The organism is Candidatus Tumulicola sp., assembly GCA_035601835.1.
In the GTDB taxonomy this organism is placed as follows: Bacteria; Vulcanimicrobiota; Vulcanimicrobiia; order Eremiobacterales; family Eremiobacteraceae; genus DATNNM01.
Genome location: DATNNM010000007.1, coordinates 126903 through 150428, shown reverse-complemented (window position 1 = coordinate 150428; position 23526 = coordinate 126903). Strand labels below are relative to the sequence as shown.

Below are 23526 nucleotides of genomic sequence, written 5' to 3'. Positions count from 1 at the left end.
GGTGCTTTTAGCATTATGATGACTCGAAATTTGACGGTTCTCGCCTTCGCGACGCTGCTCGCAGCGGTTGCGTTCGCGACCGCCACACCGGCAGACGCCCGCTATCGGGTAGCCCCAGCGGACGAGTATTTCGGCCGCATGAAGATGAGCACCCTGGGGATCGACAACACGATCCGCGACACCGGCATCCGCGAATCGTACAACCCCGAACTGGCGTCTCGGCTTTTGAACGGGCTGCTCGACGCAGAAGATGCGCTGCGCGACTGGTCACGGAAATACCCGCAAGACAACTGGATCCCGAAGCGAGCATACGATCTATCGCATTTGCTCTGGCGCACGCACACGAACGAAGGTAACGCCGCGGCGGATCGCTGCCGAGGATTGCTCTTCCGGCTCTTCCCGAAATCGCGCTGGGCGGGAATAGCGCGCCATGAAACAGAGATGGCCGTCGCCCCGCGGCCGGGTGCAGCGCCCGCGCCCACGCAACAGCAGATCCTGCCGCCGAAATACCCTTAAGGAAGATCTACCCGGGCTCGGTCACCGCAGCCGGCGAGGCAAAACGCCGGCTGCCGTTTCCTTTGCGCTCACGATCGGCAGCTCCGCGACGTCGAAATCCGGTGTGTGATGATACGTCTGGACGATTTTCGCCGCTTCGCGCCCCGCTGGGGTGGCGGCGTATCGATCCTCTAACAACAACAGGTAGCCGACCGCAGCCACGTCCGTGAACGGGCGCGCCTTCGACTGCAGAAACTCGGCGAACTTCAGGATCGAATCGGGCAGCCAGCGATCGCGCGGATACTTGTCCGCCCACTCCGCAAGGCCGGCGCTCAGGCCTTCGATGTTGGCCATCTGACCGGGAAGAGCCAGCGGCGAAGTGCCCTCGAGCGTCATGAAGTGGAGCATGTTGCGCATGCCCAGATTGCTGAGCCGCTGCGGTCCGAAATACTCATCGACCGGCGCTGAGCTCGCCGCCAACGGGTGCTTGGTGATCGCGATCTCCGTCCAAACGCCGCTGTCGTAGGGCTGGCCCGCGAGTGCTGCGGTAGCCAGCGCGCACCACAGGGTCAGGGCGAACAATCCGAGCCGCATATACCGCATAACAGTCGCCTTCAACACAAGAAAACGGCGCCCCCCGCAAAGGGAGCGCCGCTTTTCGCAGTGGACCCGCTGATTAGAACTTGAAGCCAAGTCCGATGTACGGGCCGGAGTGCGTCTGGTTGTACGGCTTGGGCGGCGTCACCGCTGGCGGAGTCGAACCCGACCCCACGGTGATCGTGTTGCTATTACCGGTGAAGCGGTCTCCGCTAAACCCGCCGTAGATGTAGAACGGCGACGAGCCGAAATTGTAGGAAACTCCCGCATCGTATTTGATGATGTTGTAGCGCAGGCGGTACTGGTTCGTGTCGTTCGGACTTTCCGGATCCACGACCGTGTACGTGGCCTGGGCCGCCGGGTAGTCGAACACCGAACCGAATAGGCTCAACCCGCCCGGATTGTTCAGTTTGGGCAGCGCTTCCAGACCTGCGCCGACGCCGCGGATGGCGGGGTCGCCGTAGTTGTTCGCGGCCTGGATGTAGCTGACGCCGATGTAGTAGTACGGCTTCCAGATCCGATACTCTACACGGCCGTCGACGGTCGCCGCTTTCTGTTGGGTGGGCGCGATGAAACACGTTCCGCCGTCAAGCGTGCTGAAGAACGTCACCGGGGCGCCTACGGGAATCGGTCCACCGGCGTCTTGTGATGACGGATCGCACACCGCGTCGAAGGTCGAAGCCAAGAACGTGGTGTCAGGCGGCAGCACGCCGTTGACCGTCGTGGAGTAGTGGTCCTGACGGAAGTCGCCCTTGAAGGCGAACTCACCGCTCAGGTACGCACCGGCCGCGACGTACGACTTGCCCTCATCCTTTTGTCCGGCGGCATAGGCGTTGTACACCTTGCCGGCTGTTAGGCCAGCCTGCAGGAAGCCACGATAGCGAACCGGCGTCGGGGTCGGCGTAGGCGTCGGAGCAAGGGTCGGAGGAGCCGTCGGCGGCGCTGTGGGCGGTGCCGTCGGCACCGGCGTCGGCGGTATATAGCGGACGACGCAGATGCGGCGGTCCGGAACCCACTGCACGTATGCACCGAGGGATTCCGACATCACGCGCACTGGCACGACGACCGAGCCTTTGTAGATTTCGGGCGGCACGTCAAGCGGGCGGGCCTCGCCGTTGATCACAGCTTCGTTCTTGCCAACCGTGACCTGTACCGACGCGCCCGTCTTTTGGGCAGTGGCGGTCTTGCTCGCGGCGTTCCACGAAACGGTCGCGCCCATCTGCTCGAACATGCTGCGAAGCGGAACCAAAATCACGCCGTTGCGTACCAGAGCGGCGAGCACGCGATTCTGTTTGAGCTCGTCGGGCTTGGCATAGACGTGGTGGTCGTTGTAGAGGATCGGGATCTCGCCCGATGGCGGAGTGCCGAAGTTTGCCGACATGGCGTCAGCGATCTGCGTGCCGGACGTTGCCAAAGTTGCCGTTCCGGACACGGTCGTCGCTTTGACCGCGGCAACGTTGACAGCCTTACCGTCAGCGAAGCTGGGTGCGATCCCCGTGACGACAAACAATGCCGCTACGAAGGCCGCGACGTGGAGTTTTTTCAACCTGTTACCCTCCTGGCGATGAGTGACATGAAATCTAAGATTTCTCGCGGCGAGCAACGATCGACCCGGCAGGGTGCCGCAACAGCTCGTCCGGCGAGGGACACGCTTCCGGTTTACCCCGCCCAAGCGAAGCCAAACGGGAGGATCGCGCCCCAAATAGGCAACCTCATGCGAACGGAAACGCCGCTCGAGGGCCGCATCATGGTCCTTTTCACTGCGAAGGGGGCAAGCCCTCCCGCTGGCCAAGGGCGGCAGCGCGGGACATGCCCGAATAAACGAGGCGGGCGGCTCTTTAGCGAGCCGTCCGCCTCATCGTTTTCAGATCCGCTTCGTTAGAACCGGATGCCGATGCCGGCGTACGGACCCGCGTGCGTCTGGTTGACCGGCGCGTTGGTGTTGGCCGTGTACTGGTCCCCGTTGAAGCCGAGGTACAAGTACAGCGGCGACCTGCCGAACAGGTAGTCCAGGCCGACGTCGTACGTCCAGACGTGATACTGCTGTCTGAAGCTGAGGCCGAAATTCGGACTGGCTGGATCGTTCACCACGTAGCTCCCGGTGACCGACGGATGATAGAAGCCCGATGCGTGCCAGCTCAGCTGGCTGGTGAATTCGGGCAGTTTCTCGAGGCCGAAGCCCCAGCCGCTCAAGCGCGGATAGCCGTAGTTGTTGTTGGCGCTCAAGTAGTCGGCGCCGATCATGATGTGCGGTTCGGCCACTTTGTATTCAAGCGCGCCGGTAAGCCACGACTGCCGTGCTTTGAACGGATTGGTGAAGCACCTGCCGCCGTCGATCGTGTTGAAGAACGTGGCGGGCGCGCCAGGCGTGAAGGGCGCCGGCGGATTGGTCGGGTTGCAGATCGGACCGACGTTGTCTGGAAGCAGAATCGTGCCGTTGGTCGTCGTCTGGTATTGGTCGTAACGGAAATCGACTTTGACCGCGAACGGATCCCACAGATACGCGCCGGACGCGATGTAGCTGCCCGTGGAGGTCTGCTGGGCCGCGAACTCGTTGGAGATCTTACTGAACGAATACGCGCCTTGAATGAAGCCGTGGTAACTCGGCGCGATCGGAGCTGGAGTCGGCGTCGGCGTCGGTGCCGGCGTCGGCGGCGCGGTCGGAGCAACCGTCGGCGGTGCGGTCGGCACCGGCGTCGGCGGTATGTAGCGGACGACGCAGATGCGCCGATCCGGAACCCACTGCACGTACGCGCCGAGGGATTCCGACATCACGCGCACCGGCACGACGACCGAACCTTTGTAGATCTCGGGCGGCACGTCAAGGGGGCGGGTCTCGCCGTTGATCACCGCTGCGTTCTTGCCGATCGTGACCTGCACCGACGCACCAGGCTTTTGCGCCGTGGCGGTCTTGCTCGCGGCGTTCCACGAAACCGTCGCGCCCATCTGTTCGAACATGCTGCGCAAGGGCACCATGATCGTGCCGTTTTTGACCAGCGCGGCAAGCACGCGGTTTTGCGCGAGCGTATCCGGCTTCGCGTACACGTGGTGATCGTTGAAAAGAATCGGGATCTCGCCGGACGGCGGCGTGCCGAAATTCGCCATAGCGTCGGCGAATGACGGTGCGCTGCCGGCAAGCAAAAAGAGGGCCGTCGCGGCCATCACCATCTGCGATTTCATGAGTCATCTCCTAAAGACGATGCGGGTTCTCGCTCGCGCCGTTTCAGAAAGAACAAGCGGCGCCCGGTGGGACGCCGCTTGCAGTCGTGGTGTCGTTTAGAAGTGGATGCCTAACCCGGCGTACGGTCCACCGTGCGACTGGCCGACGGGCGCATTCGTCTTGACGGTCCATCGGTCTCCAGAGTAGCCGACGAGGATGTACAGCCCAGTCGGGGCGTTGCCGAACTTGTATGTGAGTCCGACGTCGTATTTCGTGATCTGGAACTGTTGTTTGAAGACCAGTCCGGCGTTGGCGCTCGGGATGCCGAACTGATTGACGGCTGGAACGGTGTAGTTGCCACTCATGCTCGGGTAGTAGAACGCCGAGGCGTAGTAGCTCAACGCCGAAGTGTTGTTGAAGTCGGGCAATTTCTCCGCGCCGAAGCCGAAGCCGTTGATGCGCGGATACCCATAGTTGTTCGTGTCGCTCATGTATGCCGCGCCGATGTAGAAGTGGGGATTGAAGACCTTGAACTCGAGGCGGCCATCGAGCGTGTTTTGTCGCGCCCGGAACTGTCGCGCGCAATCCGTGCCGCCGTCAATCGTGAAGAAGCACGTGAGCGGCTGACCTGCGGCGGCCGCGATTTGGAAATACTGGCGGCAGAGCAGGGCATAGTTCGGATCGGCCGCGTTCGGCGGCTGGCAGTTGAGCGTGGTATCGTACTGATCCTGGCGATAGTCGACCTTGATCGCGAACGGGTTGAACAGCAGCGCGCCGTGTGCTTGATAGGCGCCGCCCTTGTCGGTGTTGCCGGCCGAGAACTCGTTGTAGTTCTTGCCGGTCGCATACGCGATGTCGACGAAGCCGTTGTACGGTACGATAATGACCGGCACAGGCGTCGGCGTTGGTGCCGGCGTCGGCGGCGCGGTCGGAGCAACCGTCGGCGGCGGGAGCGGCACAGGCGTCGGCGGGATGTAACGGACGACGCAGATGCGGCGATCCGGCACCCACTGTACGTATGCGCCGAGGGATTCAGAGATGACGCGCACCGGCACGACGAGCACGCCCTTGTACATCATGGGCGGCACGTCTAACGGACGCGTTTCGCCGTTGATAACGGCTTCGGCTTTGCCGAGCGTCACCTGGACGGAGGCGCCGGCCTTTTGCGCGGTCACCGATTTGCTGGCGGCATTATATGATACCGTTGCGCCCATCTGTTCGAACATGCTGCGCAGCGGCACCATAATCGTGCCGTTCTTCACTATCGCGGCAAGCACGCGGTTTTGCGTGAGAGTGTCCGGCTTCGCGTACACGTGGTGATCGTTGAATATAATAGGGATCTCGCCGGACGGCGGCGTGCCGAAATTCGCCATAGCGTCGGCGACTTGCGCGCCGGTTGTTGCCGTTGTTGCCAATCCGGTTCCAACGTTATCCGCGAAACTCGGCGCGAAACCCGAAACGACGAAAGCCGCCGTTGCGAGCGCCGCGACCATAAGGCTCGTGTGAAACTTCCTCAAATTACCCTCCTCGGTTTCTCTAGTACCGGCGCCACCGCTAGGGTGCGTCGGCGAACTGCAGGCTCCCGCCTCGGCGCATGCCTTGGCAGGCGCGGGCGGGCTGTAAGCTCGGTATTATACGTATCCCCAGATGGGGCGACTTCATAACTATTCAGCGCCGATTATGTCCCGCGCCGAGCGCTTGCCCGGCCGCAAGGACGTTCCTCCTTTGGACCCCCTGGCTTGCTTTTCCCTCTGACATAAAGCCATCTTCCAAAAGCGCGCCTTTCTTGGCGCGGGCGGACAGGTTTAGGCGAAGCGCGAATCGCGTGGTCACCATGCCCGAAGTATCCGTGCGCGTGACGCTGCTGGAAAAATCGCCAACGCCCACCGCCATGACCGCGACAGCGGCCCGAACCTGCTATTCGGCAAACGCGCCCGACGCGATCGTGCGGCGCTGGGAAGAAAAGCCCGACGACATGGTGCGAACCGTAGAGCGAGTGCGCGACGCCGGCCACCATTCGACGCTCGAACATAACATCTTTATCTTCGGCGTGACGGGCATGTCGCGAGCGGCGACCCATCAGCTCGTGCGCCATCGCCACTTGCAGTTCGATCAGCAAAGCCAGCGCTATCTGGCATTCAAGAACGCTGATTTTCCGTACGTCAAACCGAAGCGCATCGCGTCACTGCCCGAACTGTCCAAGGCGTTCGATCAAATGATGAGCGATGCTGCGCGCACGTATCAGGCGTTGTTGGACGCCGGCATCCCGAGCGAAGACGCGCGCTTTGTTCTGCCCAATGCCGCCGCGAGCCAACTCGTCGTGTCCGGCAACGCGCGCGCCTGGTACGAATTCCTGACGCTGCGCACGTGCAACATGGCGCAGTGGGAGATCCGTGAGATGTCGTTTCAGGTGCTGCGCATCCTCAAGCGCGAGGACCCGGTGCTCTTCAAAGACGCCGGCGCGACTTGCGTGCGCGGATTCTGTCATGAACCGGGCGGACCGGATTGTCCGCGCTACATCGCAGTCGTGAAGGCGCAGATCAAGGAAGCGGAGACCGCAAAGGCTTGGCTTGCATCGCGCCATAACGGCAAGTCCAAGACCGTGGAGCAGGAGCTCCATTCTGACTCTTCTTAGCCACACACCGAATTCTCACGTTGTCACGGACCGACTTTTCATGTAGCTACGGACCTTTAGGTCCGTGCCCGCCGGTGCGCGAGCAGACGCCCTAGCGTCACGGGGTCGCCACGCTTCGACACGCCGAGAAGTCGGGATAAATTTCCCTCCCGGCTCTACTGAGGCGGCGAGAGCCAGCCGGACCCGAGGCGCGAAGCTTCAATATTCCCGACTCTTCGCGCCGTCCCCGCGCAGGCGACTGATCGCGCAGCGGCGATCGGGGAGGGTGCACGGAGCTAAAGCTCCGTGGCTACTTTGAGAGGTCTACTATCTAAGGAAGAATCTTCGCCACATCCGCGTCCAGATCCGACGCCGACAGCTCCCCGACATGAATCGCCCGAACAATGCCGGAGGAGTCAATGAAGATCGACGTCGGGATGGCGTGGATGTCGTAGGTCAGCGTGCCCTCGCCTTTGTCGACGACGACAGGGAACGTCACGCCGGACAGCTTCACGAACGCGCTCACCTCCGTCGCGCCTTCCTCTTGATCCACGCCCACGACGAGAAGCCCCTTGCGGCGCAGCTCCATATAGCGCCGCTGGAGCAATGGAAGCTCCGCTTTGCACGGCACGCACCACGTCGCAAAGAAATTCAACACGAGCGGGCGCCGGTAGAACATCGCGAGTCGCGCGGGTTTGCCGAGCAACGTCCACACCGTCGCATCCGGAGCCGGTGCGCCGATCGCGGCACGTCCCGAGGTCGGCTGCCCGGTGGTGCGCCATTTGTTAACATCTATCCACAGCAAAAACCCAGCCAGAACGAAGAGGATAATGACTATGACCCAACCGATGCGTCCGGGTATCAGCCGCATGGCTGGCGCTTTTGACGAACCGACCAGGAGAGCCTTCGCATACTTAAGAACATAAACAATCGAGTATGTCAACAACACTGCCCTTGCGGCGCCGTCGATCCGGGGCGGCGCGCACGCAAACCTTTGGCGCCGACGCGTGGCATTTGATGATGGAGCTGGTCCGCTCGCAGCACCGCCACTTCGCCGCGATCGCCGCGGAGTTCGACCTGACCGCGCAGCAGGCGTTCGCGCTGAAGCTCTTGCTGGCGGACAAGCCGAAAGCGATGAGCGACTTGGCGATGACGATGCATTGCGACGCATCGAACATCACCGGCATCGTGGATCGCCTCGAGGCGCGCGGGCTGGTCGAGCGCGGCAACGCCGTCGGCGACCGCAGGGTCAAGACCCTCGTCGTCACCGAGCTTGGGGAGCGGATCTACAAACAGCTGTCGGCGCGCGTGCGCAAGCCGCCGCCGGCGATCGCCGCGCTCTCGGAAGGCGATCAAAAGCTGCTTCGCGATGTTTTGCGGCGGGCGCTGCGGCCGGGGGCCTCTCGAAACTTCGGGCCAGGCGCGCGAGTAGGTTAGGGCATGGATAACAACTTTAGTTCCAGGTCGAACGTCTTTTTTGGCATCGCTGCCGCTGTTTCGTGCGCCGTGGTGCTCACGGCCTGTGGCGGCGGCAAACCTCCGGGCGGAGCCGCTTCGGCGAAGCAGGCCAACGGGCTGCCGGTCGCCGCAGTGCAGGCGAAACGAGGCGACATCACGGCGCGCTTTTCGCTCACCGGCGTCGTGGCGCCGCGTCAGCAGGCCTTGCTGTCCTCGGTGATCTCGGGCACCGTCGTATCGGTCAACGTGGTCCTCGGTCAGCGCGTGCACGCCGGCGACGTCCTCGTGCAGATCGACGACAGCACCATCCGCGCCCAGCTGCAACAGGCCGAGGGCGCGCTGTCGGTCGCTCAAGCGAGGCTCGCTCAGGTGCGCGCAAACGACACCGGCACCTCCGCCACCGCGCAAGCGAACTTGACGTCGGCAAAGATCGGGTACGACAACGCGGAGTTGAACCTCACGCGAAACGAACAGCTGTTCAAGCAGGGCTACGTCTCCAAGTCTACGCTCGATCAGGCGCAGAGCCAAGCGGCGGCGGCCGAAGCGCAATATCGTTCGGCGCTGATCGCAGCCCAGAACGCGAGCATGCAGGGCGGGCAAAGCGCCGCCCAAGCAGACGTCAAGTCGGCTGAGGCCGCAGTAGCCCAAGCTTCCGGCGCGGCGCAAGTGGCGATGGCGCAGCTCGCGCAGACCACCATTACCGCGCCGTTTGAGGGCACCATCACGCAGCGCAACGTCGACCGCGGCGCGCTAGCGGCGCCCGGCACGCCGGCCATCCAAGTGTCGCAGCTCGATCCGGCTTGGGTCAACGTCGGCATCCCCGACGAGGATCTGAAATACGTGCACAGCGGCACGCCGGTCACGATCACGGTCGACACGATCACCGGCCGCACGTGGCATGGCTCGGTTCAGATCGTGAACTCGGCGGCATCCGCCGGCACGCTGAGCTACCTCACGCACATCGTCATCCCCAACCCGGACATCGCGCTCAAGGCCGGTATGGTGGCAAATCTCAGCTTCGCGCAGGCGACGCACCGCGGCGCGCTGCTCGTGCCCCGCGTGGCCGTCTTCCAAGGCGCCACCGGCAGCGCGGTCTACACCATCAAGAACGACAAAGCCAAGTCGGTCCCGGTCACGACCGGTCTGCAAACGGACACGCTGGTCGAGGTGTCCGGCCTCGCGCCTGGCGACATCGTCATCACGCAGCGGCCTGATTCGCTGCAGGACGGATCGGCGGTGACCGTCGTCGGCTCGCCGGAGGGCCAAGGCAAATCTTCCTCTCAAACTTCTCGGTAAATCGCCCAGTCGCGGTCATCATGGCGATGGCCACGATTATTTTTCTGGGCGTCTATGGGCTTCGCCAACTCAGCATCGACCTGTTGCCGAGTTTCTCGTTCCCCCTGATCTTCCTCACCGCGACATATCCGAACGTCGCGCCGGAGGAGATGGAGAAGCTGATCGCCCGGCCGCTGGAGGACGCGGTCAGCCAAGTCCCGGGAATCCAGCAGGTCACGTCGACCTCGTTCGAGGGCGTCGCGACCGTGCGCGCACAGTTCAATTTCGGGATCAACCCGGACACGGCGGCGACCGACATCCGCGAACAGCTCGACCGCATCAAGAACCGGCTGCCGAACGATCCCAATCTGCAGCCCATCGCGATCTTCAAGGCTGACCCGAGCCAATTGCCGGTGCTCATCGCCGGCGTATCCGACCAGAACGTGTCCGCGACCGCCCTCGACGATCTCGTCACGAACACGATCCTGCCTCAGATCGAAGAAGTTCCGGGCGTCGCCACCGCGGTCGAGACCGGCGGTGTCGTGCGCGAGGTCCGCGTCGAGGTGGACAATCAGCGCTTGGCGGCGCTCGGCATCCCTATTTCGACGGTCATCAACCGCATCGCGCAGCAGAATGAGAACGTGGCCGGGGGCATCGGGCGCGAAGGCAGCACCGAGTATGAGATCCGCGTCACCGGCTTATTGCAAAGTCCGAGCCAGCTCAACTCCCTGGTGCTCGCCAACGCCAAAGATGGCACGCCGATTTATCTCGGCAGCCTTGCGCGCGTGCTGGATACCGGCAAGGACCAGCGCGTCATCGGGCGCTTGAACGGCGTGCCGTCGGTCGGCGTGACGATCAGCAAGCAAAGCGACGCGAACACGGTCGAGGTCGTCCGGGCCGCATATGTCCGGCTCAAGAAACTCGAGCAGACGTATCCCGGCTTGCACTTCGCATCCATCTACGACCAGCATTTCTACATCGAAGATTCAATCACGGCGCTGCAACAAAACGCCGCGTTTGGCGCGCTGCTCGCCATCCTCGTCATCCTGTTCTTCCTTCATAGCATACGCAGCACGCTGGTCATAGCATTGACCATTCCAACATCGGTCGGCGGCGCGTTTCTCGCGATGTATCTGGCGGGGTTCACGCTCAACATCATGACCTTGGGAGGGTTGGCGCTGGCCGTCGGCCTGATGGTGGACGACGCCATCGTCGTGCTGGAGAACATCTTCCGGCGGGTCGAAGGCGGCGAGAACCAGATCGAAGCGGCGAAGGCCGGCGCGGCGCAGATCTACGGCGCGGTGATGTCGTCGACGATCACGGTCATGATCGTCTTCCTGCCCATGCTCTTGTTGGGCGGCGTTGCGAGCAAGCTGTTCCAGCCGTTCGCGCTGGTCGTCGTGTTCGCGGTCGGCGTCTCGCTGCTCGTCGCGTTGAGCGTGGTGCCGATGCTCGCGGCGCGCTTCATCCATCGCAGCGACGTCGAAGAGTCGCACGTCGATCCGCGCGCCAATATTTTCGCGCGAACAGAAGAGTGGCTGTTCGAGCGCTTCGGCGCCGGCTATCGCCTGCTTGAAACACGCTACCGTGCGATCTTGAGCTGGGCGCTCGATCACGGCTTCGCGGTCGCCGGACTCGCCGTGGTCGCCGTCGTGGCCGGCGTCGTACTGGTCAGGCTCGCCGGTTTCGAGATATTGCCGCCCGCCGTTTCGAACTACATCACCATCAACTACTTATTGCCGACGGGTACGGCGCTCGCGATCAACAACCAGTTCGCGCTGAAGATGGAGGACGAGCTGCGCAAGGACACGGCCAACGTGCAGGACGTGTACGCCAATGTCGGCGCCGGCGGCAGTTTCGTGGGCCTGGGCACGCGCCCGATCACCAACACCGGGCAGATCTTCCTCACGCTGAAGCCGTTCGGAAGGGGTAGTCCTCGGCGCATCTCTTCCGACGCGTACGTGCAGAAATTGCGGGGCGAGTTCAATGCGATCCCGGGCGTTCAGGGATATCCGGTGGCGGTCGACATCGTCAGCCGGATCCTGTCGTTTGCCACGGGAGCCAACCAAGGCATCACGGTGGATCTGTACGGCCCGGATCTCAAACAACTGTCCGACCTGAGCAACGCGGCCGTCGATCAACTGCGCGGCAAGATCCCCGGGCTGATCAACTTGCGTTCTTCGATCACCAATTCCGCGCCGCAGATGGCGATCGCCGTCAATCGCGATCGCGCGGGTCAGCTCGGCGTGCCCTTGTCGACCATCGCCGACACCGTCGCTACCGCGACCAACGGCACGATCGCATCGCGCTATGAGAGCGGCGGCCAGCAGTACGACATCAATGTGATCCTGCCGCCGAGCCAGCGCAAGACGTCGCAGAACATCAACGATCTCACGGTCACCACGCCGGCCGGCAACGTCGTGCCGCTGGCGGAAGTCGCCTCGGTGACCTTCGGCACCGGCCCGAACCAGATCACACGCCTCAACAAAGAGCGCTACGTGGAGATCCAAGGCGACGTGGTAGGCACCACGCCCGTAGGCACCGTCGCGCAAAAGGTCCAAGCGCAATTGAGCGGGTTCGCGTTGCCGCCGGGCTACCGTTTCGACTTCAGCGGCGGCACACAGGCGCAAAACCAGGCGTTCTCATCCCTGGGCTTGGCGCTGGTCTTGGCCATCGCGCTTATCTACATGCTGCTCGCCGCGAAGTACGAGAGTTTCTGGCAGCCGCTCGTCATCATGCTCACGCTGCCGTTGGCGGTCGTCGGCGTGGGCGTGGGGCTCATCTTGTTCCACAAGTCGATCGGACTGACCGCGATGATCGGCGCACTTGCGCTCATCGGCATCGTGGTCAAGAACGCGATCTTGGTCGTCGAGTTCACGAACCAATTGCGCTCGGAAGGCATGAGCATCCGCGCCGCGCTGATGCAGGCCGGGCCCATCCGCATGCGACCCATCCTCATGACCACCTCGGCCACCTGTCTTGGGCTCCTGCCGCTCGGGTTAGGCTTGCAGGCCGGGAGCGAAACACAGGCGCCGCTCGCGGCGGTCGTCATCGGAGGACTGCTCACGTCGACGCTGCTCACCCTGGTCGTCATACCGGTGGCGTACCTCAACGGTCAGCGCTTCATCAATTGGTATCTGCGCACCGGCGTGGGCCGCTGGCTGGCTGACCTATTCGGCGTCGCAACGCCGCGCAACGGCCAACCCCCCGGACGCGCGGTGGAACTCCGCGACGAGACCGCATCACCTATAGCAGAAGAGGAGAGAGTATGACCCGACCACTCGTGCCCGTTTTTTTGGTCGCTGCACTCATTTTGAGTCTATGCACGCTGCCAGCCGCGGCAAAAACAGCGTCCCCAACCCCGACGCCGATGCCGATGACGACGCCGAATCCCGCCGCGTCGCCTGGGCTAACGCTTCTCACGTTGAAGGATGCGGAGACGATCGCGCTCGCGTCATCGCCGCTCCTCGAACTGGCTCGCGCAGCGCTGGACCAGGCGCGCGCCGGCATCGGCACCGCGCAAAGCGGCGCGCTGCCGAATCTGAGCGCGACCGGCAGAACCGACCGATCGAAATCAGGCAGCCGCGGGAGCGGCACCGGCGGTTCGGGAGGGACGACAGGCGGCACGACGATCTTCACCACGACGAGCGCAAGCGTTGATCTCAAACAGCTGCTGTTCGACGGCGGTCGCGTGTTCGCGGAGATCAGTGCCGCCCGCTTCAACACCGACGCGCAAGCACTGTTGCTGCGCCGCCAGATGGAAAGCGTCGAGTTCACGGTCGCGCAGCAATATTACGCGGCGCTGCAGGCGCGTCACCAGTACCAGGTCGCGCAAAAGCAGCGCGACAACGCGCAGATACAAGAGCAGTTGGTCGAAGCGCAGTTCCGCGCGGGCGCCGCGTCGAGGGCCGAAGTGCTCACTGCGCAACTGCCCGTGGCCCAAGCCGATCTCGCGCTGGCGCAGGCCAAAAATGGCGAGCAGTCGCAGATCGCCGCGCTCTTGAACGCCATGGGCTTGCCGTCGAACGCGCCCGTGCAGCTGCAGGACGATAACACCGAACCGACCTTCGCCAAGACGCTGGACGCGCTGCTGACGATCGCCTCGACGGAGCGCAGCGACCTCGCCGCGGCGCGCGCTAGCGAGCGGTCTGCAGGAGAGGGCGTCAGGGCCGCAGGGCTCGCCCGCGTTCCGGTGCTCAGCGGCACGGCGAGCGACGGCGTCGGCACGACCGGGCTCAATCCGAACGGCAGCCTCGCCACCGGCGGCGGCCCGTACGCGAACACGTACTCGTTTGGCGTGTCGCTCACGTTCCCGCTTTACGACGGCGGACTGATCTCCAGCCAAACGGCGTCGGCCAAGGCGCAGCAGCGCAGCGCGCGAGCAAACCTGAAAAGCGCGGAACTCGCCGTCTCGTTCAGCGTCACCCAAGCGTTCCTGGCATATCAGACCGCGCTGGCGGGCGTGTCGGCCGCGCATGTCGAGCTGAGCCAAGCCCAAACCGTCCTCGACGTGACCAACGCGCAATACAAAGCGGGCGTCACGACCCTCCCGCTGTTGCTCAACGCCCAAACCGGTTTCATCAAAGCCCAGAACGATTTCGTGAACGCCTTGTACACGGCGAAGACCGCCGAGCAGCAAGTGCTGTTCAGCGCGGGTCTGATCGGCAGCTTCTAAGCGAGCGCGAGCAAGGTCGGAGGGTATCTCCGCAAAGCGTCAGAAGGCCCGCGCATGCAATCGGCATCTCGCCGCGTCGCGGGCCTCGCCTGCATGCTCGCCTTCGCCCTGTTCTGGGGCCTCGGTTGCCAGCCGAAAGAACAGTCCGGTTTCGTCACCGTCAATATCCTCGGTGATCGCGGCAACCGGTCGTACGATCCGGGCAACATCACCGTCGATATGGGGACTGTCGTCACATGGATAAATCAGGATTCGCAGGGGCACACGGTCACGATGGCGGGGGCCTTCGACTCGGGCCCGATCCCGCCGAGCGGCGGCCGCTGGTCGTGGGTCGCGTCCACCGCCGGCACCTTCACGTATCACTGCCTGATCCATCCGGAGATGAACGGCACGGTCACGGTCGTCGTCCCCCCGCCGCGCAGCCAGTAGCGATACTGCTCGCCGCGGCGCTGCTCGCGTTGGTCGCCACGGGCTGCTCGAAGGTCTCCGAAAACGCCGGACCTGGCGGACATGCCGTCGGCACGATTCCCGGCACCCTCCGCTACGCGGACATCTCGGAGCCGACCAGCATGAACCCGCTGCTGCGGCTCGAGGCGGTCGGCACCGACCTCGACATGCTCATCCACGGGTTTTTCTTCAACCTCGACGACAAGATGCAATTCGTTCCGGAGTTGGCGTTGGAAGTCCCGACCTACGCCAACGGCGGTATCAGCAAAGACGGCCTGACGATCACCTATCACCTGCGACATGGCGTGAAGTGGCAAGACGGCTCACCGTTCACCGCAGCGGACGCGGTTTTCACCACGAAAGCCATCCTCAACGATGCCAACAACCTGCAATCGCGCAACGGGTGGGACCAACTCGTCAAGAGCAACCCGGCGGACGCGCCGGATGACTACACGGTCCGATTCCATCTGCAGCGGATCTACGCCCCGGCGATCTCGACGTTCTTCGCGGAAGGCGGGTTGTACCCGGTGCTCCCTGCGCACCTCTTGGCGAAATATCCGGACCTCAACCGGATCCCTTACAATACCCATCCGGTGGGCTTGGGGCCGTTCAAGTTCGGGAAGTGGGTTCACGGAGACCGCATTGAACTGGAGGCGAACCCGTTGTACTGGCGCGGGCCGCCAAAACTGAAGCGGATCATCTACAAGATCGTCGCCAGCGACAACACGATTCTGATCCAGCTCAAAACGCACGAGATCGACGCCTGGTTCCGCGCGCCTTCGAACCTGTACCCGCAATACCAGCCGCTCGTCGATCAGGGCTACGTCATGCAGCTCAAACCCGGCATGGTCTACAGTCACATCGACCTGAATCAGAAGAAGGCGTTGTTCAACGACATCCGAGTGCGCCAAGCCATCAATTACGCCATCGACAAGAAGAAGTTGCTCCACGACGTCACGCACGACGTCCAGATCCGCGCGTATTCCGACCAGTCGCAGCTCTCGTGGGCCTACGAGCCGAACGTTGTGCACTACGACTACGATCCGGCGAAGTCGCGTCAATTGCTAGCGGAGGCCGGCTGGAAACCCGGTCCCGATGGGATCATGGAGAAGAACGGGCAGAAACTCGCCTTCAACGTGTCGGGAGTTGCGGGAAATAGCACCGGCCTGGCCACCGAGGCGATCGTGCAGCAAGAGCTCAAGGCGGTCGGCGTGCAGGTCTCTATCAAGAACTTTCCGACAGAAGTGTATTTCAACTCATACCAGCAAGGCGGGATCCTGCAGCACGGTGACTACGACGCGGGCTTCTTCGCGTGGGTAGCCGGAGCCGATCCCGACGACAAGTCGATCTACGACTGCCGCAACATCCCGCCCGCAGGGCAGAACAGCGCGTATTGGTGCGACAAGACGATCCAGGACGCCGAGGACGGCGCGCTCTCGTCGTACGACCAGAACGTGCGCAAGAAGTACTACTCGATCATCCAGAAGGAGTTCGCGCTGCAGTCAGTGGTCATCGTCTTGTGGTTCCAGCGCCAGATCTTCATCACGTCGCCGAACTTCCACGGCTTCAAACCGGCTCCGGCGACGTCGAGTAACTGGAACAGCTGGGAATGGACGATGGAGTGAGGTTTCTCGGACTTGTCCTCGCAGGCATAGTCGTCCTGAGCACAGGCTGCTCCAAGGTCTCCGAAAGCACGACCTCCGCCGGCGGCAGCTTCATCCCCGGCGTGCTGCGCTATGACGACATCGCCGAACCCGACAGCCTCAACCCGCTCCTCTCCACCCAAGCAGTGGTGGCCGATGTCGAATACCTCACGTTCTCGTTTTTCTTCCGCTATGACGATCAGCAGCGCTTCGTCCCCGATATCGCCTTGAAAGAACCGTCGCTCGAGAACGGCCTCATCAGCAAGGACGGCAAGACGATCACGTATCGCCTGCGGCACGGTGTGAAATGGCAAGACGGCGCGCCGCTGACCGCTAAGGACGTCGTCTTCACGTTCCATGCGATCATGAACCCGAACAACAACGTCCAAGTGCGCACGGGCTACGACCAAATCGCGGACGTGTCCGCCCCGGATGCGTATACGGTCGTGGTCCACATGAAGAACGTCTTCTCCCCGATCATCGCCTACTTCATGTGTCAGCAGGGCGGCTTCCCGATCGTGCCCGCGCACCTGCTCGCGCAATACCCGAACGTCAACAACATCCCGTACAACACCAAGCCGATCGGCTCCGGACCATTCCGCATCACCGAGTGGGTGCACGGCGATCACATCACGATGGAGGCGAATCCCTCGTATTACGGCGGTCCGCCCAAGCTGAAAAAGATCGTCTACCGTTTCATCGGCAGCACCAACACCATCAAGGTGCAGCTGCAGACGCACGAGACGGACGCGTGGTTTCGCGCGAACACCGACGTGACGCCGGAGCTCAAGAAAATAGCGGGCCTCGTCGTCACCAACTCGCCCGAGAATCTGTTCGCCCACATCGATTTCAACGTGAAGGACCCGATCCTGTCCGACCTGCGCGTGCGCAAAGCGATCGAGTACTCGCTGAACAGGGTAGAACTCGTCCGCAACGTCACCCACGATATCAACACCGTGGCCAACAGCGACATCGCCGAGTATAGCTGGGCGTTCCCAAAAGATCTGCCCATGTACGACAACGATCCCGTCAAAGCGCGCGCCCTTTTAGATGATGCGGGTTGGACGGTCGGGCGAGACGGGATACGCGTGAAGAACGGGCAACGCCTCGAGCTGCAGTATTCCTTGATCGCCGGTTCATCCACCGGCGAGAAGATCGCAGCCATCGTGCAGGCGTCGGCCAAGATGGTGGGCATCGCGATCAGCATCAAAGGCTATCCGGCGTCAGCCTACTTCGCGTCCGCTCAGACAGGCGGCATCCTCAACGCAGGCAAGTACCAGCTCGGCAGTTTTTCTTGGTCCAGCGGGGTGGATCCCGATAACTCTTCGCTTTACATGTGCGACTATTTCCCGCCCAAGGGCCAGAACAATCTGTTCTGGTGCGATCCGACGCTCGACGCGGCGGAAAAGGACGCGCTCAGCACCTTTGACCGCAAGCGGCGCATCCGCGATTACCAGACCATCGAGCACGAGCTCATCGAGCAAGTGCCCACGATTTTTCTGTGGCACTCGCGCCGCATCGACGCCTACTCAGAGCATTTCCACGGGTTCAAGCCGTCGCCGGCGACATCGGCGAATTGGAATCCGTGGGAATGGTCGATGGAATAGTCCCTACGCGCTCCAGGCGCGATAGCTGCGCGCAAACTCTTGGGCTAGGTCCTTATCCGCATCGGGCGATTGGCCCGCAGTGGTGAGATAATCTCCGATGATCAGGCCGTCGGCGCCGGCGACAAGACCCAGAGCCTGATTCTGCGCGAGCGTCCGTTCGCGGCCGCCTGAGAGCCGGATGAGCGCGCTCGGGAGCGCGAAGCGCATCATCGCGACCGCGCGCAGCGCTTCGTCGAATTCGAGCAACGGTCTGTCGCCGAGCGGCGTGCCCGGGCGCGGGTCGAGAAAATTGACCGGCACCTCCTCAGGCTCCAGCCGCTGCAGATCGCATGCGAGGTCGACGCGATCGCCCAGGTTCTCGCCCATGCCGAAGATGCCGCCGCTGCACAGCTCCAGCCCCGCGGCCTTGACCGCGCGGCACGTCTCGAGACGCTCCTCGTACGTATGGGTCGAGCAGATCGTGGAGAAGAACCTGGGCCCGGATTCCAGATTGTGATTGATCTTGGCGACGCCTGCCGCTTTGAGACGCGCGACTTGATCCGGCGACATGATGCCGAGCGACACGGCCAGCTTGAGCGGCGTCGCATCGCGCACGGCCTTCACGCAGCGGATGACCTGCTCGAGCACGCGCTCGCTGGGACCGCGCACCGCGATGACCAAGCAGAACTCGCTCGCGCCGTTGCGCTGCGCCCGCAATGCGGCTTCGACCGCCTCGTGTTCTTGCATGAGCGGCCGCACGGCGATGCCGGTCGAATAGCGCGCTGACTGCGAACAGAACGAGCAGTCCTCCGAGCAGGCGCCGGTCTTGGCGCTCACGATGCCTTCCAAGTTGACCTGCGCGCCCGCCCGCGCGAGCCGCATGCGCAAACTGCGCGCGAGGAGCGCGTCGCGATCCGAGTCGGCGAGCCGCAAAACGCCCAACAGCACGTCGCGCGCTGCAGGACGCCGCGTCGCTATGCAGTCATCGAGTTGTGAAAAAAGTTCTGAAGCGATCACACTGGATACGTTCTGATTTGCCGGACTAAAGTCCGGCATACCACAGCTAAAGCTCCGGCACTACATCGATCAGACTTTGGACGGAGGCGGCGAGGCGCTGCGCGTTGGTCTGGTCGCCGAACGCGACGCGCGCCACGACGCGCAGGCCGCGCGCGGCAAGATCCGCTTCAGTCGATTCCAAATACCATGCGTCGCAAGGCCCAAAGCGCTCGCACAGAACGACCCCGTCCATCGGCCGGCCGATCGCGTTCAAGTATTCGGCCACCCCGAATGAGTGGCTGAGCACGCCGAGCTTCAACGCCGCCACGAGAAGCACGCGGTAGTGCGGCAGCGCCGTCGCCAGGTCGGCGACGTACTCCGTATCCGACAGCGGCGTCAAGGCCCCTCCGCACGTCTCGACCACCACCGCGTCCACGCCGGCTTCGGCGCTGCGAACGCACGCCGCGCAAGCGGCGATCGAGGGCGCGGCCGCGCCCGCCGCGCGCGCCGCTGCGCTTGGGGCGGCTGCCAATTCGAGGCGCGCGCCCGCCACGCAACGCACCGCGTTCCCGGCTATCGCACGAATGACGTCCAGATCTCCGCGTTCGGGCGCACCGGTCTCAACGGGCTTGCAAGCCGCGACGAGCAAGCCACTGCGCAACGCCGCAGCGCACAATGCGGCTGCGACAGTCGTCTTTCCGACGTCGGTGTCAGTGCCGAGCAGTAAGTAGCGCCGCACGCACGTCCTCGATCGCAACGGCCAGCGCGTCGACGTCGTCCTCGCTGTGACCGGCCGTCAGCGAGATGCGGATCCGGCTGCGCCCATCGGGCACCGTCGGCGGCCGGATAGCCGGCGCGAAGATGCCTCGCGCGAGGAGCGCCTCACCAAAGGCGAGCGCTTGACCCGCATCCCCTATATTAATGAAGAGCAAATGCGGGGCGGCCGCAGCATCCCCGCCAATCGAAACGTCGGACGACGCGAGCCGGTTGCGGAGCCGCGACGCCAAGCTCGCGACCCATCGGCGCTCTTGCTCCATCTCCGGCACCAGCTCGAGTGCGGCGCGCGCGGCGCGGATGACGGCCGGCGGCAGCGCGGTATCGAACACGAACGTGCGCGCAGCGGTCACCAGGTACTCGATGGCGGCGCGGGGTCCGGCTACGAAGCCGCCCAACGCGCCGAGCGATTTCGAAAGCGTGCCCATCACGACGCCGTGCGTGCGCTTGGCGAAGGCGGTCCCATGACCGCGCCCTGCGATTCCGACCATGCCGATCCCATGCGCATCGTCAACAAACGTCCGCCAGCCTTGACGAACGGCGCTATCGCCCAGCCCATCGAGCGGCGCCGCGACGCCGTCCATCCCGTAGACGGCTTCGGTGACCAAGAGGACGGTTTGGCCGGCCCGCGTCTCGGGCACGCTGCCGGCCTGGTAGATGCGTTTCGTCAGCCCCGCCAGCCGTATGCCGTCGATAAGACACGCGTGATTGCGCTGATCCGACAGCACGAGGTCGGCTCCGTGCGCGAGCGCTGGGATGGCCCCCGTGGCGGCCAAGTAGCCGCTCGAGAAAACCAGCGCCGCTTCCTGATCGAGGAAGCCGGCGAGTTCGCGCTCGAGCGCCGACAATTCGCTTGAGCTGCCCGAGAGCAGGCGCGAGCCGGTCGAACCAGCGCTGGCAGCCGCGCGCATCGCCGCTAGGACCTGAGGATGCGCCGACAAGCTCAGGTAATCGTTGGAAGAAAAGACCAGCACCGGACGGCCGGCGAGGCGGCCGTGCACGCCTTTCAGATCGAGATCGCGGATCTCTCTCCGCAAATGCCGCGCATCCAAGTCTGCCAGCGCCTCTGACACCCATGCATAAGGCCGGCCGGCATCATCCATCAAGCGCCTCGGAGACGGCGGACACCAGCCCGCCCAGTTCCTCACCGGTTGAAGAGAGCGGCGGAACGAGCAGCAATGTCGGGCCGACAGGCCGCACGAAAAATCCCCGTTCCCATAACGCATCGCACAAGGCCCACGCTCGCGTCGGCGCGGCGCTCGCGGCGTCGAGGCCGTCGCGCAGTTCGACGCCCGCGATAAAGCCGAGACGGCGAACGTCCGCCACGCGGGGATGCCGGCGCAAGGCGTCAAGCGATTCGTGCCACTGCGGGAGAGCGGCTCGCACGTGATCCAGGCTGCGCTCGGTCGTAAAGAGATCGAGATTCGCAATCGCTGCCGCACATGCGATCGGGTTGCCGGCGTAGGAGTGGCCGTGGAAGAAGTGGCGCGCGGCGCGCGGCTCGCCCAAAAAGGCATCGAAGACGTCATCGGAGACGACCGTGGCGGAGAGCGCCAGCGTGCCGCCCGTCAGGCTTTTGCCGAGACACACGATGTCCGGCACGATCTGCGCCTGCTCGAACGCGAACATGCTGCCCGTGCGGCCGAATCCCGTGGCGATCTCGTCGACGATCAGCAATACGCCGTGTGCACGGCACAACTCCGCTGCGCGCGTCAGCGAGGCGGGCGGCATCAGCTTCACGCCGCCGGCCATTTGCACGAGTGGTTCGATGGCGACCGCCGCCACCTCATGGCCGCGCGCAAGCAACGTGTGCTCCAGTTCATCGAGGTACGCAGGCGACCACGCCAGTTGCACGCTGGGGAAGCGGAGCCCCGCGAAAGGGCGCAGGAAATCGGCGACTCCGGAAACGCTCATCGCGCCGGTCGTGTCGCCGTGATAGCCGCGCTCGTGCGCCACGAACAGCGCCCGCGTTTCGCCCCGGTTGTGCCAATACTGAACCGCGATCTTGAGCGCCGCCTCGACCGCCGAGGCGCCGTCGCTCGCATAGAATGTCTTGCTCAAGCTCGCCGGCAACAGAGCTGCGAGCCGCGCGGCCAGCAGCGCCGAAGGCGGATTGGATTGACCTAATAGCGTGGCGTGGTCGAGCAGGCGCGCTTGCGCCGCGATCGCGTCCGCGATCGCAGGGTGACAATGCCCGTGGACCGTGACCCAGATGGAAGAGGCAGCGTCGAAAACGGCGCGCCCGTCGGAGTCAAAAAGATAGTTGCCGCGGGCGCGCTCGATGAGCCGCTCGTGGCCATGATACGCGGACATCTGCGTGAACGGATGCCACACGTGACGGCGGTCAGCATCAAGCGCCGCCGCGATCCCAGCCTGCATTGCCATGCCGGCTCGGCTTCTATCAAGCGCTTAGGCTGTCCCGCGAACAAAGTAAGAGGAGGAAGCGTGAGCGACTTCCTCCTTGGCGGTATGACCCCCGCGGCGGGCTTTTCGTTACATCCCAGGAAGCTCGGGGAACGGTGCGGGGTATAATGAGGAGCAGATGATATCCTTAGGCCGGATTTTCGGGGTGGACGTACGCGCGCACTATTCGAGCCTGTTCGTGTTCGGCGCGCTTGCGGGCATGTTGGCCTACGGTTATCTGCCGCAGCTGGCTCCCGCTACGCCGGCGCTTGAGAGGATAGCCGTTGCGGCCATTCTCGCCGCAGTGCTCTTCGGCTCGCTGCTCGCGCACGAGTTGGGGCACGCCGTGATAGCCCGAAGGCGCGGCCAAGCCGTGGCCAACGTGACGATGTACCTTTTCGGCGGCACCACGCACGCGGAAGATCTGCATGCCACAGCGGGAGACGAGATCGCCGTCGGACTCGGCGGTCCCGCGGTCAGCGCCGCCATCGCGGTCTTGTTTCTCAGTGCAGGGTTGCTGCTGTTGCGCGTCAACGAGCGGGCGGGCATTTTGCTGGCCGACGTCGGCGTGGCGAACGCGCTGCTCGCGGCGTTCAACATCTTGCCCGGCTACCCGATGGACGGCGGCCGCGTCCTGCGCGGCATCTTCTGGAAGTTCGGCGGCAACGCCGTGAGCGCGACGAAGCGGGCTGCGCTCGGCGGCAGGCTCATCGCGTATCTGACGATGGCGGCCGGCGCCGCTGCGATCGCGTTCGGCGACGCGCTGGACGGGATCTGGATCCTCGGCGCGGGCTGGTTCTTGTCATCTCTTGCGCACGCATATTACCGTTCGTTGATGACGCGGATGGCGCTTGACGGTCTGACGGCCAAAGATTTTTGCGCCGCTCTGCCGACGCTCCAGACGGACGACACCGTCGCATCAGCCGCGACGCATTTCGGCGCGGGCGCGGTTTCGCGCGTTCTCGCGGTCCTATTCGGCGAGCGGCCGGCGGGGCTCGTTTCCGACGTGGACGTGGCGCAAGCCGATGCGGGGGAGGCCGCGACGACTCCCGTTTCAGTCGTGATGAGACGGCTTGCCGACGTCGCCCAGGTAGATCTCAATGTTCCGGCGCTTGACACCTATTCGGCTGTGACCGCGGGCCCGTCCAGCGCGGCGGTGGTGTGCGACGAGGCGGGTTGCTTTTTCGGACTCGTCCGCCGGGAAGACATCGTCCGCTACATAGACATGGTTGAAGAGTTGGGCAACAGCGCGGCGGCCTCGAGGCAGAATCTCAGGGGCTTGGTCAAAACTGCGGGACATCTTCAGCCTGACCACGGGTCCCGAACGAACGATTTTTAACCCCTGTGGGTTGCCGCTTCGGACCCGTGACGATATACTAGGGAGTAGGGAATTTCCGACCGAG

Annotated in this window: 19 protein-coding genes; 10 read left to right on the top strand and 9 right to left on the bottom strand. The window is 63.7% G+C overall.

Translation table 11 applies throughout. The annotated features are described in order from the left end of the window. Positions 1 to 15: 15 nt before the first annotated feature. Positions 16 to 516 (top strand): hypothetical protein, encoded by a 501-nt coding sequence (locus VN934_02520; GenBank protein ID HXM17664.1) that lies wholly within the window; start codon positions 16 to 18, stop codon positions 514 to 516. Positions 517 to 537: 21 nt separating this feature from the next. On the opposite strand, the gene VN934_02515 is transcribed toward VN934_02520, so the two are convergent. The 4 genes from VN934_02515 to VN934_02500 form a co-directional block, all read right to left on the bottom strand. Next, positions 538 to 1089 (bottom strand): hypothetical protein, encoded by a 552-nt coding sequence (locus VN934_02515; protein ID HXM17663.1) that lies wholly within the window; start codon positions 1087 to 1089, stop codon positions 538 to 540. Positions 1090 to 1171: 82 nt separating this feature from the next. After that, positions 1172 to 2638, bottom strand: coding sequence for a copper amine oxidase N-terminal domain-containing protein (locus VN934_02510; GenBank protein ID HXM17662.1), 1467 nt, complete (start codon positions 2636 to 2638; stop codon positions 1172 to 1174). Positions 2639 to 2970: 332 nt separating this feature from the next. Continuing rightward, the gene (locus tag VN934_02505) at positions 2971 to 4272 is read right to left on the bottom strand and encodes a copper amine oxidase N-terminal domain-containing protein (GenBank protein HXM17661.1); all 1302 of its coding nucleotides are present in this window, start codon (positions 4270 to 4272) and stop codon (positions 2971 to 2973) included. A gap of 96 nt (positions 4273 to 4368) precedes the next feature. Then, on the bottom strand, positions 4369 to 5769 hold the full coding sequence (locus VN934_02500; GenBank protein HXM17660.1) for a copper amine oxidase N-terminal domain-containing protein: 1401 nt from the start codon (positions 5767 to 5769) through the stop codon (positions 4369 to 4371). Between the two features lie 317 nt (positions 5770 to 6086). Here VN934_02500 and thyX point away from each other — a divergent pair, with 317 nt between their 5' ends. Then, positions 6087 to 6887: an FAD-dependent thymidylate synthase gene (gene thyX / locus VN934_02495; GenBank protein ID HXM17659.1), complete on the top strand. Its 801-nt coding sequence runs from the start codon at positions 6087 to 6089 to the stop codon at positions 6885 to 6887. A 310-nt stretch (positions 6888 to 7197) separates the two neighbouring features. Here thyX and VN934_02490 read toward each other — a convergent pair whose 3' ends face one another. Then, a complete protein-coding gene (locus tag VN934_02490; protein ID HXM17658.1) occupies positions 7198 to 7737 on the bottom strand; it encodes a redoxin domain-containing protein in 540 nt (179 codons plus the stop codon). 65 nt (positions 7738 to 7802) lie between these two features. Here VN934_02490 and VN934_02485 point away from each other — a divergent pair, with 65 nt between their 5' ends. The 7 genes from VN934_02485 to VN934_02455 are packed head-to-tail and all read left to right on the top strand — an operon-like array spanning position 7803 to position 17971. After that, positions 7803 to 8303 (top strand): MarR family transcriptional regulator, encoded by a 501-nt coding sequence (locus VN934_02485; GenBank protein HXM17657.1) that lies wholly within the window; start codon positions 7803 to 7805, stop codon positions 8301 to 8303. Between the two features lie 3 nt (positions 8304 to 8306). Next, on the top strand, positions 8307 to 9620 hold the full coding sequence (locus VN934_02480) for an efflux RND transporter periplasmic adaptor subunit (GenBank protein HXM17656.1): 1314 nt from the start codon (positions 8307 to 8309) through the stop codon (positions 9618 to 9620). Positions 9621 to 9646: 26 nt separating this feature from the next. Next, the gene (locus tag VN934_02475; GenBank protein HXM17655.1) at positions 9647 to 12871 is read left to right on the top strand and encodes an efflux RND transporter permease subunit; all 3225 of its coding nucleotides are present in this window, start codon (positions 9647 to 9649) and stop codon (positions 12869 to 12871) included. After that, positions 12868 to 14274 (top strand): TolC family protein, encoded by a 1407-nt coding sequence (locus VN934_02470; protein HXM17654.1) that lies wholly within the window; start codon positions 12868 to 12870, stop codon positions 14272 to 14274. The genes VN934_02475 and VN934_02470 overlap by 4 nt, the downstream gene beginning before the upstream one ends. A 54-nt stretch (positions 14275 to 14328) precedes the next feature. Beyond that, positions 14329 to 14703, top strand: a complete 375-nt coding sequence (locus tag VN934_02465; GenBank protein HXM17653.1) for a plastocyanin/azurin family copper-binding protein — start codon at positions 14329 to 14331, stop codon at positions 14701 to 14703. A 29-nt stretch (positions 14704 to 14732) separates the two neighbouring features. Continuing rightward, positions 14733 to 16346: a peptide ABC transporter substrate-binding protein gene (locus VN934_02460; protein ID HXM17652.1), complete on the top strand. Its 1614-nt coding sequence runs from the start codon at positions 14733 to 14735 to the stop codon at positions 16344 to 16346. Further along, positions 16343 to 17971: a peptide ABC transporter substrate-binding protein gene (locus VN934_02455; protein HXM17651.1), complete on the top strand. Its 1629-nt coding sequence runs from the start codon at positions 16343 to 16345 to the stop codon at positions 17969 to 17971. Before VN934_02460 ends, VN934_02455 begins: the two co-directional genes overlap by 4 nt. Before the next feature lie 3 nt (positions 17972 to 17974). Here the strand turns inward: VN934_02455 and bioB are convergent, their stop codons facing one another. The 4 genes from bioB to bioA are packed head-to-tail and all read right to left on the bottom strand — an operon-like array spanning position 17975 to position 22105. Then, positions 17975 to 19006 (bottom strand): biotin synthase BioB, encoded by a 1032-nt coding sequence (gene bioB / locus VN934_02450; GenBank protein HXM17650.1) that lies wholly within the window; start codon positions 19004 to 19006, stop codon positions 17975 to 17977. A 7-nt stretch (positions 19007 to 19013) separates the two neighbouring features. Next, positions 19014 to 19685 (bottom strand): AAA family ATPase, encoded by a 672-nt coding sequence (locus VN934_02445; GenBank protein HXM17649.1) that lies wholly within the window; start codon positions 19683 to 19685, stop codon positions 19014 to 19016. Continuing rightward, positions 19657 to 20823 (bottom strand): aminotransferase class I/II-fold pyridoxal phosphate-dependent enzyme, encoded by a 1167-nt coding sequence (locus tag VN934_02440; GenBank protein ID HXM17648.1) that lies wholly within the window; start codon positions 20821 to 20823, stop codon positions 19657 to 19659. Before VN934_02440 ends, VN934_02445 begins: the two co-directional genes overlap by 29 nt. Next, positions 20816 to 22105, bottom strand: coding sequence for an adenosylmethionine--8-amino-7-oxononanoate transaminase (gene bioA, locus VN934_02435; protein ID HXM17647.1), 1290 nt, complete (start codon positions 22103 to 22105; stop codon positions 20816 to 20818). The genes VN934_02440 and bioA overlap by 8 nt, the downstream gene beginning before the upstream one ends. 157 nt (positions 22106 to 22262) lie before the next feature. On the opposite strand from bioA, the gene VN934_02430 reads away from it, so the two are divergent. Then, the gene (locus VN934_02430) at positions 22263 to 23462 is read left to right on the top strand and encodes a hypothetical protein (protein ID HXM17646.1); all 1200 of its coding nucleotides are present in this window, start codon (positions 22263 to 22265) and stop codon (positions 23460 to 23462) included. Positions 23463 to 23526: the final 64 nt, after the last annotated feature.